General features: G+C 62.1%; 11 protein-coding genes and 4 tRNA genes. 8 read left to right on the plus strand and 7 right to left on the minus strand.

What is annotated here, in order from left to right:
• Positions 1-36 precede the first annotated feature (36 nt).
• The gene (htpX, locus tag LT40_RS05025) at positions 37-924 is read right to left on the minus strand and encodes a protease HtpX (protein WP_043187206.1); all 888 of its coding nucleotides are present in this window, start codon (positions 922-924) and stop codon (positions 37-39) included.
• 129 nt (positions 925-1,053) lie between these two features.
• Positions 1,054-2,265: a pyridoxal phosphate-dependent aminotransferase gene (locus tag LT40_RS05030; protein WP_043193314.1), complete on the minus strand. Its 1,212-nt coding sequence runs from the start codon at positions 2,263-2,265 to the stop codon at positions 1,054-1,056.
• Between the two features lie 164 nt (positions 2,266-2,429).
• Between LT40_RS05030 and msrB the strand changes: the two genes are divergently transcribed.
• Together msrB and LT40_RS05040 are read left to right on the plus strand one after the other, a co-directional pair.
• A complete protein-coding gene (gene msrB / locus LT40_RS05035) occupies positions 2,430-2,837 on the plus strand; it encodes a peptide-methionine (R)-S-oxide reductase MsrB (RefSeq protein ID WP_043187207.1) in 408 nt (135 codons plus the stop codon).
• A 20-nt stretch (positions 2,838-2,857) separates the two neighbouring features.
• Positions 2,858-3,340, plus strand: a complete 483-nt coding sequence (locus LT40_RS05040; protein WP_043187208.1) for a glutathione peroxidase — start codon at positions 2,858-2,860, stop codon at positions 3,338-3,340.
• Positions 3,341-3,359: 19 nt separating this feature from the next.
• On the opposite strand, the gene LT40_RS05045 is transcribed toward LT40_RS05040, so the two are convergent.
• Positions 3,360-5,669 (minus strand): response regulator, encoded by a 2,310-nt coding sequence (locus LT40_RS05045; RefSeq protein WP_043187209.1) that lies wholly within the window; start codon positions 5,667-5,669, stop codon positions 3,360-3,362.
• 125 nt (positions 5,670-5,794) lie between these two features.
• Here LT40_RS05045 and LT40_RS05050 point away from each other — a divergent pair, with 125 nt between their 5' ends.
• On the plus strand, positions 5,795-6,685 hold the full coding sequence (locus tag LT40_RS05050) for an ATP-binding protein (protein WP_043187211.1): 891 nt from the start codon (positions 5,795-5,797) through the stop codon (positions 6,683-6,685).
• The gene (locus tag LT40_RS05055; RefSeq protein ID WP_043187213.1) at positions 6,682-7,173 is read left to right on the plus strand and encodes a GAF domain-containing protein; all 492 of its coding nucleotides are present in this window, start codon (positions 6,682-6,684) and stop codon (positions 7,171-7,173) included. Before LT40_RS05050 ends, LT40_RS05055 begins: the two co-directional genes overlap by 4 nt.
• A 13-nt stretch (positions 7,174-7,186) precedes the next feature.
• On the opposite strand, the gene LT40_RS05060 is transcribed toward LT40_RS05055, so the two are convergent.
• Positions 7,187-7,957 carry a hypothetical protein gene (locus LT40_RS05060; protein WP_043187215.1) on the minus strand — a complete coding sequence of 257 codons (771 nt, stop codon included), beginning with the start codon at positions 7,955-7,957 and terminating at the stop codon, positions 7,187-7,189.
• Between the two features lie 329 nt (positions 7,958-8,286).
• Between LT40_RS05060 and LT40_RS05065 the strand changes: the two genes are divergently transcribed.
• The 4 genes from LT40_RS05065 (at position 8,287) to LT40_RS05080 (ending at position 8,698) form a co-directional block, all read left to right on the plus strand.
• Positions 8,287-8,362: transfer RNA gene (locus LT40_RS05065), tRNA-Glu, on the plus strand.
• A gap of 2 nt (positions 8,363-8,364) precedes the next feature.
• Positions 8,365-8,440: transfer RNA gene (locus tag LT40_RS05070), tRNA-Gly, on the plus strand.
• A gap of 103 nt (positions 8,441-8,543) precedes the next feature.
• Positions 8,544-8,619, plus strand: a tRNA-Glu gene (locus LT40_RS05075).
• Positions 8,620-8,622: 3 nt separating this feature from the next.
• Positions 8,623-8,698, plus strand: a tRNA-Gly gene (locus LT40_RS05080).
• A gap of 153 nt (positions 8,699-8,851) precedes the next feature.
• Here the strand turns inward: LT40_RS05080 and LT40_RS21540 are convergent.
• The 3 genes from LT40_RS21540 to LT40_RS05090 are packed head-to-tail and all read right to left on the minus strand — an operon-like array spanning position 8,852 to position 11,356.
• Positions 8,852-9,019: a TauD/TfdA family dioxygenase gene (locus LT40_RS21540; protein WP_148308513.1), complete on the minus strand. Its 168-nt coding sequence runs from the start codon at positions 9,017-9,019 to the stop codon at positions 8,852-8,854.
• Positions 9,020-9,031: 12 nt separating this feature from the next.
• Complete coding sequence (locus LT40_RS05085) at positions 9,032-10,366, minus strand: LLM class flavin-dependent oxidoreductase (protein WP_043187217.1); 1,335 nt, start codon at positions 10,364-10,366, stop codon at positions 9,032-9,034.
• A 12-nt stretch (positions 10,367-10,378) separates the two neighbouring features.
• Positions 10,379-11,356: an ABC transporter substrate-binding protein gene (locus LT40_RS05090; protein WP_043187219.1), complete on the minus strand. Its 978-nt coding sequence runs from the start codon at positions 11,354-11,356 to the stop codon at positions 10,379-10,381.
• Positions 11,357-12,042 lie beyond the last annotated feature (686 nt).

Consider the following 12,042-nt stretch of genomic DNA (forward strand, 5'->3'; position numbering starts at 1 on the left):
GGCGACTTTCGTCGCCCTCGATCATGCCTGTTGCTTTCAACCGCGACGGCGCAAGGCCTCGATGCGGTCTTCCAGCGGCGGGTGGGTCATGAGCAGGCCGGCCAGGCCGTGCTTGAGACCACCGTTGATGCCGAACGCATTCAGCGAGTCGGGCATCTGCACTGGAACGCCCTGTTCGGAGCGCAGGCGTTGCAGCGCACCGATCATTGCATTGGTGCCGGCCAGGCGGGCGCCGGCTTCGTCGGCGCGAAACTCGCGGCGACGCGAGAACCACATGACGATGACGCTGGCCAGGATGCCCAGCACCAGTTCGGCGACGATGGTCGCGATGTAGTAGGCGATGCCCTGGCCCTGTTCGTTCTTGAAGATCACCTTGTCGACGAAGTTGCCGATGATGCGCGCAAAGAACATCACGAAGGTGTTCACCACGCCTTGCACCAGCGCCAGGGTGACCATGTCGCCATTGGCGACGTGGCCGATCTCGTGGGCCAGCACGGCCTTGACTTCATCGGGCGAGAAACGCTCGAGCAGGCCCTGGCTCACGGCTACCAGCGCGTCGTTCTTGTTCCAGCCGGTGGCGAAGGCGTTGGCCTCGTAGGCCGGGAAGATGCCGACCTCGGGCATCTTGATGCCCGCTTCGCGCGACAGCTCCTCGACGGTCTGCAGCAGCCATTGTTCGTGACGGGTGCGCGGTTGGGTGATGATCTGCGTGCCGGTGCTCATCTTCGCCATCCACTTGGAGATGAACAGCGAGAACAGCGAACCGGCGAAGCCGAACACGGCGCAGAAGATCAGCAGCTGATTGAGGTTCAGATCCACCCCGTTGGCCGCCATGAACCCATTGAAGCCAAACAGGCTCAAGGTAATGCTGGCAATCAGCACCACCGCAAGGTTAGTGGCCAGAAACAGCAAAATGCGCATCATGGTTGTAACGTTCTCCTGACGGATTAAAGTGTTGCGTATGCGCTATATAAGGTGCGCGCCCGGTCGATTCAACCGGGGGACTATTTCAAACTGTGTATATGCAGACGGACACTTGAATACGTTCGTTTTTTACTGGCGATAATTCTTCAGAAAGCTGCCGATGCGACCGATGGCCTGCTCCAGATCGTCGACCCGGGGCAGCGTCACTACGCGGAAATGGTCCGGGTTGGGCCAGTTGAACGCAGTGCCCTGGACCACCAGCAGCTTCTCCGACAACAGCAGGTCGAGCACGAACTTCTCGTCGTTGTGAATCGGGCAGACCTTGGGGTCGATGCGCGGGAAGGCGTACAGCGCGCCCATGGGTTTGACGCAGCTGACACCGGGAATGTCGTTGAGCAGTTCCCAGGTGCGGTTGCGCTGCTCCAGCAGGCGGCCGTTGGGCAGGACCAGGTCGTTGATGCTCTGGTAGCCGCCCAGCGCGGTCTGGATCGCGTGCTGGCTCGGCACGTTGGCGCACAGGCGCATGTTGGCCAGGATGTCGATGCCTTCGATGTAGCTCTGGGCATTGTGCTTGGGCCCGGAGATGGCGATCCAGCCCGAGCGGAAACCAGCCACGCGGTAGGACTTGGACAGGCCATTGAAGGTCAGGCAGAGCAGGTCCGGCGCCAGCGAGGCGGTGCAGATGTGCACGGCATCGTCATAGAGGATCTTGTCGTAGATCTCGTCCGAGAACACCACCAGGTTGTGCTGGCGGGCGAGTTCCAGCATGCCCAGCAGCACTTCCCTGGAGTACACGGCGCCGGTCGGGTTGTTCGGGTTGATGATCACCATGGCCTTGGTGTTGGGCGTGATCTTGGCCTTGATGTCGTCCAGGTCCGGCCACCAGTTGGCCTGCTCGTCGCACAGGTAGTGCACGGCATGGCCGCCGGCCAGGCTCACCGAGGCCGTCCACAGCGGGTAGTCGGGCGCCGGGATCAGCACTTCGTCGCCATTGTTGAGCAGGGCCTGCAGCGACATGACGATCAGCTCGGACACGCCGTTGCCCAGGTAGATGTCCTCGATGCCGACACCTTCCACCTGCTTCTGCTGGTAGTACTGCATGACCGCCTTGCGCGCACTGAACAGGCCCTTGGAGTCGCTGTAGCCCTGGGCGGTGGGCAGGTTGCGGATGACGTCCTGGAGGATCTCGACCGGCGCCTCGAAACCGAACGGCGCCGGGTTGCCGATGTTCAGCTTGAGGATGCGGTGGCCTTCCTCTTCCAGGCGCTTGGCGTGCTTGAGCACGGGCCCGCGAATGTCATAGCAGACGTTGGCGAGCTTGTTCGATTTGCTGAACTGCATGGTGAGGTCCCGAAAGATGACAAGGCCCGCGCCGGCCCTGATGATGAAAAAATTGAATCGCTGAAACGCGGGTGACAGACTGCTGTCCAAAGGCGCAATCATACGTGCCGCCTGATCGTTGCAAAAGACACAGATCGGGCTTTTTGAACCGCCGAGGTGTACCGATGGGCAAGCTCACTAGAACCGAAGAAGAATGGAAGCAAATGCTCGATCCCGAGCAGTACAACGTCTGCCGCCTGAGCGCCACCGAGCGGCCGTTCACGGGCAAGTACAACGACTTCAAAGGTGACGGAATCTTCACCTGCGTGGGCTGCGACGAGCCCCTGTTCGACTCCCGCACCAAGTTCGATTCCGGCTGCGGCTGGCCCAGCTTCTACGCGCCGATCGGCGAGCAGGCGATGATGGAGATCCGCGACGTCAGCCACGGCATGATCCGCACCGAGGTCAAGTGCGCTACGTGCGAATCGCACCTGGGCCACGTGTTCCCCGACGGGCCTGCACCGACCGGCCTGCGCTACTGCATCAATTCGGTGTGCCTGGACTTCCAGCCTCGGGCCGACCAGCCTGCATGACCCCTGACAAGAAAACGACCATGAGCAAAGACTTTCTCTCCATCCCGTGCATCACCCTGGACGGCCAGCACAAGACCATCGGCGATTTCGCCGGCAAGGTCCTGCTGGTGGTCAATACGGCCAGCCAGTGTGGCTTCACGCCGCAGTACAAGGGGTTGGAGGAGCTGTGGCAGACGTATCGCAAGCAGGGCCTGGTGGTGCTGGGGTTTCCCTGCAACCAGTTCGGCAATCAGGAGCCCGGCGACACGCTGGACATCGTGCAGTTCTGCGAGAAGAACTTTGGCGTGAGCTTCCCGATGTTCCGCAAGATCGACGTCAATGGCGAGCTGACCCATCCGCTGTTCGCCTACCTGAAGAAAAGCGCGCCGGGAATGTTCGGTTCGGAGAAGGTGAAATGGAATTTCACCAAGTTCCTGGTCGCGCCCGACGGCAGCGTGAAGCGCTTCGCGCCGCTGACCAAGCCCGCCGACCTGGCTCACGAGATCGAGCGCGCGCTGGGGTGAGGCGGTGCAGGTGCCTGGGTTATTCAGGCACCCATTGGTCGATCAGCATCACCAGTTCCTCGCGGCGGAACGGCTTGGACAGGTAGTCGCTCATGCCCGCCGCACGACAGCGCTCACGCTCTTCGGGCATGGCGTTGGCGGTCAGTGCCACGATCGGCAACTGCGGCCACCGCCCGCTTCGACGAATCTGCCGGCTGGCTTCGTAGCCGTCCATGACCGGCATGTTGCAGTCCATCAGCACCAGGTCGAACTCGCTCTTCTCCAGCTCGCTGAGCGCCTCGCCGCCGTGCGCAGCCACGGTGACCTCGCATCCCAGCTTGCTCAGCATGCCTTTGGCTACCAGCTGATTCACCGGATTGTCTTCCACCAGCAGGATGCGGGCGCGGCGCTGCGCCTTGCGCCGGTTGGCCAGGCTGTCCAGCGCCGTTGGTTCGTCACCGACCAGGCTGCGGCGCAGCGCTTGATACAGTGCGTTGCGCGCCAGTGGCCGGGCCTGCTGCTGCAACGGCATCAGCGCAGTGGCCTGCTCGGTAGGCAGGAAGTTGCCGTAGGCGGTGACCAGCAGGATCGGTGCCTGGATGCCCGGGCGCAGGCCGAACAGGCAGTCCAGGCTGTCGGTGATCACCAGGTCCGGCGTGATGCCGGCAAGGTCGGCGCCCAGGTCGTAGCGCTGGTAATCGATGCCCCACAACGGCAACACATCCAGCAGCAGCTCGGCCAGGCCACTGCCGGCGTGTCCGATCAATGCCACCTGGCCACGCAGCAACGGCGGAACATGCGCTGGGCTGTGCGCCATCAAGGGCAAGTCGGCGTAGAACTGGCTGCCGAACCCGGCTTCGGAACTGATGCTCAGTCGCCCCTGCATGGCCTCGCAGAGGTTGTTGGTCAGGGCCAGGCCCAGACCGGTGCCACCGAACTGCCGCGTGATTCCAGCGCCGGCCTGGGTGAAGGGCTGGAAGATCTTGACCTGGGCTTCCTGGGCGATACCGATGCCGGTATCGCTGACTTCGATGCGCACGCCCCCCGGACGGGTATACAGGCGCACGTCGACGCGGCCGAAACGGGTGAACTTCAAGGCGTTGGACAGCAGGTTGCTGACGATCTGCCGCACCCGGGTCGGGTCGCCCAGCACCAGGGCAGGGAAATGCGGGTCGATCAGGCAGGTCAGCTCGACGCTGGGCGCTGCGTTCTGCGACAGCAGGTTGGCGGTGTCTTCGATCAACGCACCGAGGTCGAAGGGAATGCGCTCCAGCTCCAGCTGGCCGGCGTCGAACTTGGACAGGTCGAGGATATCGTTGAGCAGCTCGACCAGCACCTTGCCCGAGTCGTGGGCAATGGAGAGTTGCTGGCGTTGTTCGGCGTTCAGCGGACTGTCCAGCGACAAGGCGATCATGCCCAGCAAACCATTGAGCGGGGTACGGATCTCGTGACTCATGTTCGCCAGGAACGAGGCGCGCGCCTGGGCCATGTCCAAAGCTGTGCGGCGGGCCTTCTCCAGCTCTTCGTTGGACATGCTCAGGCGCGTGTTGCTGGCCTTGAGCTCAGTGGTGCGTGCCGACACGATGTTTTCCAGCTCACCCAGGTACTCGGTCAGGCGGTTTTCGGCGCTGCGCCGCTGCTGGATTTCCGTGGCCATGCTGATGAACTGCTGGTTGGCGACCTTTACCAGCACGCCGATCTCGTCATGTTCGTGGCCCGGGGGATAGTCCAGGCGCGCCGGTTTGGGTTGGTGCGGATCGCTGTTGCTCAACGCGCGGATGACCCGGTTCAGCGGCTTGGTCAACATCACGTAGAAAAAGCCCAGAAGCAGGGCGGTCAGCAGCGCCGTGCGCAGGAAGCCGCTGGCCAAGGTGATTTCGGCACGGCGCAGGAAGCGGTTGCCGATGGCGAAGGTGTCGACGGTCAACTGCAGCGTGCCGAGGCGGTCGTCGGGCATGTGCGAGAGGAACAGCGGGTCTTCGTACTGGCGTTGAGCATTGAAGAGGATGTCGCTGATGAAGCGGTAGCTGCTTTCCAGGCGTGGCCGCTGCACGCTGGCCAGGATGTTGCCATTGTTGTCCGTCAGCCGTGCAGCGGTGATCGACTCCGATTGCAACAGGCCCAGGGTCAGTTCCTTGGCCAGCTCGGCGTCGATGTTGTAGGCGATGCGCGAGGCGGGGTTGTGGCTGATTTCCAACAGTGAACGCATTTGCCGATCGATGGTTTGATCGACGATGGCATAATCGATGCCGATCTGGATAACGCTGAGCAAAGCCCCCAGAATGAAGCCGACCAGTACCGTCAAGCGGGCTTGTTTATAGGACAGCCGCTGGGTGAATTTTATATCCATGGATACTGGGCCAATTTCCATTCCGTGCGCAGGGCCAAAGCATGGACCATGTCTGTGCGCCGCGACGTGCGACGGCATGTTCCCTTGCCGAACCTTTTACACGCAACTTGCCTTGAGGAACAGTCGTGGACTCTCGTTTGAATGCCTTTCTTGAGCGCGCCGAATCCGTGCTGGCGCGGCTCGAGCCTCTGCTGCCCGCGCTGCGCCCCGAGATCGATTGGAATCAGTGCCTGGCCGCGCGCTGGCAGCGCGAGGGTCGCAGTGGCTATCTACTGCCACTGGAAGTCAGCCTCGACATGCGCCTGAGCGACCTGATCGGCGTCGATCAGCAGCGCCAGCAACTGGCGCGCAACACGCAACAGTTTCTCGACGGCCATCCGGCCAACCACGCCCTGCTGTGGGGTTCACGGGGCACGGGCAAATCGTCGCTGGTGCGTGCGTTGCTCGCCGAACACGCCGCCGCTGGACTGCGCCTGATCGAGATCGAGCGTGACCACCTGGCCGATCTGCCGCGGGTGGTCGAGCAGTTGCAGAAGCTGCCGCAGCGCTTCGTGCTGTTTTGCGACGACCTGTCGTTCGAGGCGGGCGAGGGCGATTACCGGGTGCTCAAGAGCGTGCTCGACGGCTCGCTCGAGCAGGCGCCGGACAACGTGCTGCTGTACGCCACCTCCAACCGTCGTCATCTGGTGCCCGAGCATCAGAGCGACAACGAGAACTGGTCGCGGGTCGACGGCGAACTGCACCCCAGCGAAGCGGTGGAAGACAAGATCGCCTTGTCCGATCGGTTCGGGTTGTGGCTGTCGTTCTATCCGTTCACCCAGGAGCATTTCCTGCGCGTAGTGGAACACTGGATCGGCGAGCTGGCCCGTGACAGCGGCTTGCAGTGGTCCCGTGACGAGCAATTGGACATTCTCGCTGTGCGCTGGGCAACCGGTCGCGGCAACCGCAACGGCCGCTGCGCCTATCAATTTGCCCGATACTGGGTAGGTCTTAAACTGCTGGAGCAACAACCATGATCGATCTGCAGGCCGCAGGCGCGGGGCTGGAAGGCTACCGCATGCTGTGCGCTCAACTGGAATCGCTGTTGGCCGACGAGCGCGACTTCGTCGCCAATGCGGCGCAATTCTCGGCGTTTCTTTTCAACCAAGTGGACGAATTGAATTGGGCGGGTTTCTACCTGAACCGTAACGAGGAGTTGGTGCTGGGGCCTTTCCAGGGGCAGGTGGCGTGCGTGCGCATTCCGTTCGGCCGGGGCGTGTGTGGCGCAGCCGCAGCGAGCCAGCAGACTCAGCGGGTCGAGGACGTGCACGCGTTCCCTGGGCATATCGCCTGTGACAGCGCCTCGAACAGCGAGCTGGTGATTCCGCTGATCAAGGACGGCAAGCTGATCGGTGTGCTGGATCTGGACAGCCCACGCACTGCACGCTTCAGCGAAGCGGACCAGCAAGGTATCGAACAGCTGGCAGCGATCTTCCTCGCCTCGACCGACTGCAGCCGCTACTGAAACGCTACCGTCCTCAGTCGTAGTTGGCTTTCTTCTGGAACGGGTCTTCTTTTTCGTCGGCCTTCAAACCGTCGGTGAGTTCGTTGACCTCGTCGCCGGTGGGTTCCATTTCGCTGAGGACCATGGCGTTGGTGCGCTTGAGCATCTTTTGCAGGTACTGCAATTGCTCCTGGTAGAGCACGGCGTCGGGTTGGCTCTTGAGGTACTGCACGCCGCGCTCGAAGGCCAGTCGAGCGCGGCCCGGCAGGCCTTCCCCCAGCAATTGCTGGCCCAGGTTATTGAAGAACTCGATGTGCAGCAGCACCAGGATGCTGCGAATCTCGCGGCCCCAGTGCTTGGTCTCGGCTGGGTTCAGGAAACCCTCCTGCGCGGCCCGGGTCACTTGCGCGTTCAGGGCTTCCAGCAGAAAGCGCACTTCCTTGGCCTGATCTTCGGTCATGATCGGAACAGGGGGATTGTTGATGGCAATGTCATCGCCCTTGGCGATTTCGCCTTGCAACTCTTCCAGGCGAGCCTTGAGCGGCGCGTTCTGCTTGTCGAGCAACAGCAGGCGCTGGCTGATGTTCAAGGCCAGTCGCGTGAGAAGCTGCTTGAGGGCAGGGGTCATCAGTTGACCGGGGAACGTCTCGTCGATGCGAGCGCAGCGGCGCAGGCGGTCGGTGAGTTCGAGCTTGTCGCGCGCCTTGGCCAGCTTGTTGCTCTCGACCATGTTGTTGAGCAGGCCGATGACGATAAGAATGGCGATCCCCGTTACGATGAACAGGGTGATCATGAGTGGAGTCACCGGTGAGCTCTCAAGGTTGAGTGAAGTTGAAGTGTAGGGCCGGTCTGTCGACACGGATAGCACAACACGCTGCGGCGCGCTCATATGATCCGTATCGACGTCTACCGTGACTATGGCTTTGTGCTACCACTGGTGTCAAAGCTTATGGGTCTCGTATGTACAGCCGCTTCCTGCACAGCACCGGGTCGGCGCTCAAAGCACAGTGAAGTCATTGATTTAAATAAATTTATAACAGGGGGTTGACGACCCTCGAAAGCATCCATAGAATGCGCGCCACTTGCAGCGTAAAGCACACACCGAAGCGCAGTAAGTAGTGAATGTTGTAGCGTGTCCCCTTCGTCTAGTGGCCTAGGACACCGCCCTTTCACGGCGGTAACAGGGGTTCGAGTCCCCTAGGGGACGCCATTGCGGGAATAGCTCAGTTGGTAGAGCACGACCTTGCCAAGGTCGGGGTCGCGAGTTCGAGTCTCGTTTCCCGCTCCAGTTTAAGCAGTGTGGCTCTCGGGCGGCACTGAGTGAAACCAGTATCCAGTCTTCGGGCATGGGTCTGGGCGCCGGAATACACACCATGTGTTTCGGTTAGCGTGTCCCCTTCGTCTAGTGGCCTAGGACACCGCCCTTTCACGGCGGTAACAGGGGTTCGAGTCCCCTAGGGGACGCCATTTGCGGGAATAGCTCAGTTGGTAGAGCACGACCTTGCCAAGGTCGGGGTCGCGAGTTCGAGTCTCGTTTCCCGCTCCAAATTCAATGAAAACGCCGCTCAGAAATGAGCGGCGTTTTTGTTCGTGCGTCTTTTTTTGAGGGAACTGCACCGTGGTGGGCTTTTCGCGGCCACTGACCGCTCCCACGGGGTCAGGTGACTATCTGTGGGAGCGGTCAACGGCCGCGAAGGGTTCAACGCGGCTTATCGGCGCTGGCCCGGCGCCGATGGGGTATGTCATCGTCGGCGATCAGCACCCGCTCCATGACCCGGGGGAAATCGCCGTAGTTGTACACCGGGTCATGCAGTGCGGCGCGGTTGTCCCAGAACGCCACATCGCCCGGTTGCCATTTGAAGCGCACAGGGTATTCGGGTCAGGCCACAGCTTCATCCTGACGCGGTCTCGCGTTGCGGTTGGCAGGCACCTCCAGACCGAGGTTGTCGCGCAGGGTCAGGCCGGGGTATTCGGTGCGCAACAGGCCGCGTTGCTGAAGGATCGGCACCACGTAGCGGGTGAAGTATTCGAGGCCGTCGGGCAACAGCGAGTTGATGATGAACCCGTCGGCGGCGTGGCCCTCGAACCAGGCTTGCACGGCGTCGGCAACCTCTTCGGGCAGGCCGACGAAATCCCGTTCGGGCTTGGCAAAGCGCAGGGCCACTTCGCGCAAGGTGAGGTGCTCGTCACGGGCCAGTTGCTTGATCCGCTCGGACGTACCCTTGTGGCTGTTGGCGCCCAGGTCGCCGAGGTCGGGGAAGGGGGCGTCCAGATCGTGGCCGCTGAAGTTGTAGTCGTTGAACGGGCGGCCCAGGGCGACGATGGCGTCTTCGATGCCGACCAGGTCTGCGGCCTCTTGATAGCGACGCTCGACCTCTTCGCGATCGCGCCCGGTGATCGGGCTGATGCCCGGCAGGACGAACAATTTGTCCGGATTGCGACCGGCGCTTGCAGCGCGTTGTTTGAGGTCCTGGTAATAGGCGCGCGACTCGGTGAACGACTCGTGTCGGCAGAAGATCGCATCGGCGTTCTGGGCGGCGAAATTGCGGCCGTCTTCGGAAACGCCGGCCTGGAAGATCACCGGTTGGCCTTGGCGCGAACGAGCGATGTTCAGTGGTCCCTTGACCTGGAAGAACTCGCCACGATGGTTCAGTGCGTGCAGTTTGCTGCGGTCGAAGAACTCGCCGGTGGCCTTGTTGCGGGTGAAAGCGTCGTCCTCCCAGGAATCCCATAGTCCCTTGACCACATCCACGTGTTCCCGGGCGATCTTGTAGCGCACGGCATGGGGTGGATGCTCGGCCTTGCTGAAGTTGTCGGCGGTGCCTGAAAGCCACGAGGTGACCACGTTCCAGCCGGCGCGGCCGCCGCTGATGTGATCGAGGGAGGCCAGTTGCCGGGCGACCTGGTAGGGCTCGGTGTAGCTGACTGTGATGGTGGCGACCAGGCCGATGTGCTCGGTGGTGGCGGCCAGCGCCGAGAGCAGGGTCAGCGGCTCGAAGCGGTTGAGGTAATGGGGGCTTGAGCGTTCGTGGATGTGCAGGCTGTCGGCGATGAAGGCGAAGTCGAAGCGGGCGTCTTCGGCCAGCCGCGCCTGGTGTTGGTAGTAACGCAGGTTGGTACTGGCGTCGGCCAGCGCCTGCGGATGCCGCCACTCGCCCCAGCCGTGCCCTACGCCGTGGATCATGGCGCCCAGTTTCACTTGTCTTGTGCTCATGGAAATCTCCTGTTATGGCGCGCTGGCCAGCGGGGTCTGGGTGGGTGCGCGGAAGTCGTTGAAGTGTTTGTCGAAGCCTTGGGCGACCTTGACTGGCTGCGCCAGCACGCCTTCTTCCAGATAGATGTCGGCGGTCTGCTGCAGGTCGGCGATCACCGCGTCGGTGATCTCGGCGCGCGTGTAGCGGGTCTCGTTGACCGAGGCCAGGTGCACCGCCAAGGGCAGGCGGGTGACCTGGGCCTGAGCGGCAGCGAACTCGTCGTGGTGGGTGTTGGCCCACTGGTAGGCACGCTCCAGGCGCACGACGAAGTCCTCGACCTGAGCGCGCTTGGTTTCGGTGGCCTGCTGGGTGGCCACCAGGTAGGTGTTGTTGGTCAACAGGTCGGTGCCCTTGCGCAGGATGCGGGCGTTGCCCTGGTTCAGCGCAATGGTGGTGTAGGGGTCCCAGGTCGACCAGGCGTCGGCATCGCCGGATTGCAGTGCGCCCTGGGCGTCGCTGGGCAGCAAATTGACGAAGGTGATGTCGGCGGTTTTCAGGCCCGCGTCACGCAAGGCCTTGATCACCAGAAAGTGGCCGATGGAACCGCGGTTGGTGACCACGCGCTTGCCCTTGAGGTCGGCAACCGACTGCAGCGGCGAGTCCTTGGGCACCAGGATGGAGGTGGTGTAGCGGCCTTCGAAGTGAGTGATGCTGACGGCCTTGAGCGGCGCGCCGGAACCCAGCGCAAACACGTAGGGCGCATCGCCCAAGTAGCCCACGTCCACCGCACCCGCGTTCAGCGCTTCACCCAGGGGCGCGGCGGCGGCGAACTCGGAAAACTCGATGGGATAGGGCACGTCCTTGAGCTCGCCTGCAGCGCTGAGCAACAGCTTCAGGGTGGATTTCTGGTTGGCGACACGCAGCGGTTCGAGCTTGTCGGCCCAGGCCAGCGGGCCGGTGGCTAGCAGCCCTGCGGCCAGGAAAAAGGAAAGCACACGAAAACGGGTCATGAACAGCGACTCCTGAAGAGGGATTGAGTTACCTCCACCAGGCAAGGGGTCGGTCTGCGTTCAAACTAAAGCTCTAAAGGAGCGCTGTGAAATGACATTTAGTTCTATGTTAATTATTCTTTTTGTGGATTAATTTAATTTCAAGTTATGCGTAACTCGCATATTAAAGGGCGGCCTGATGTGGGAGCGGTCCGTGGCCGCGAAGAAGGCGCTATGGTGGATCTGACTGAACGCGGTGACTGATTCGCGGCCGATGACCGCTCCCACGGGGACCATGATCCCAAGTGGGAGCGGTCCGTGGCCGCGAAGAAGGCGCTATGGTGTATCTGACTGAACGCGGTGACTGATTCGCGGCCGATGACCGCTCCCACGGGGACCATGTTCCCAAGTGGGAGCGGTCCGTGGCCGCGAAGAAGGCGCTATGGTGTATCTGACTGAACGCGGTGACTGATTCGCGGCCGATGACCGCTCCCACGGGGACCATGTTCCCAAGTGGGAGCGGTCCGTGGCCGCGAAGAAGGCGCTATGGTGTATCTGACTAAACGCGGTGGACTGATTCGCGGCCGATGACCGCTCCTACGGGGACCATGTTCCCAAGTGGGAGCGGTCCGTGGCCGCGAAGAAGGCGCTATGGTGTATCTGACTGAACGCGGTGACTGGTTCGCGGCCGATGACCGCTCCCACGG

Origin of the sequence: Pseudomonas rhizosphaerae, from assembly GCF_000761155.1 — a bacterium.
Classification (GTDB): domain Bacteria; phylum Pseudomonadota; class Gammaproteobacteria; order Pseudomonadales; family Pseudomonadaceae; genus Aquipseudomonas; species Aquipseudomonas rhizosphaerae.

Bases quoted from the DNA above. Each gene is read 5' to 3' on its own strand.
- htpX (WP_043187206.1), bottom strand. From the start codon at position 924: ATGATGCGCATTTTGCTGTTTCTGGCCACTAACCTTGCGGTGGTGCTG.
- LT40_RS05030 (WP_043193314.1), bottom strand. From the start codon at position 2,265: ATGCAGTTCAGCAAATCGAACAAGCTCGCCAACGTCTGCTATGACATT.
- msrB (WP_043187207.1), top strand. From the start codon at position 2,430: ATGGGCAAGCTCACTAGAACCGAAGAAGAATGGAAGCAAATGCTCGAT.
- LT40_RS05040 (WP_043187208.1), top strand. From the start codon at position 2,858: ATGAGCAAAGACTTTCTCTCCATCCCGTGCATCACCCTGGACGGCCAG.
- LT40_RS05045 (WP_043187209.1), bottom strand. From the start codon at position 5,669: ATGGATATAAAATTCACCCAGCGGCTGTCCTATAAACAAGCCCGCTTG.
- LT40_RS05055 (WP_043187213.1), top strand. From the start codon at position 6,682: ATGATCGATCTGCAGGCCGCAGGCGCGGGGCTGGAAGGCTACCGCATG.
- LT40_RS05085 (WP_043187217.1), bottom strand. From the start codon at position 10,366: ATGAGCACAAGACAAGTGAAACTGGGCGCCATGATCCACGGCGTAGGG.
- LT40_RS05090 (WP_043187219.1), bottom strand. From the start codon at position 11,356: ATGACCCGTTTTCGTGTGCTTTCCTTTTTCCTGGCCGCAGGGCTGCTA.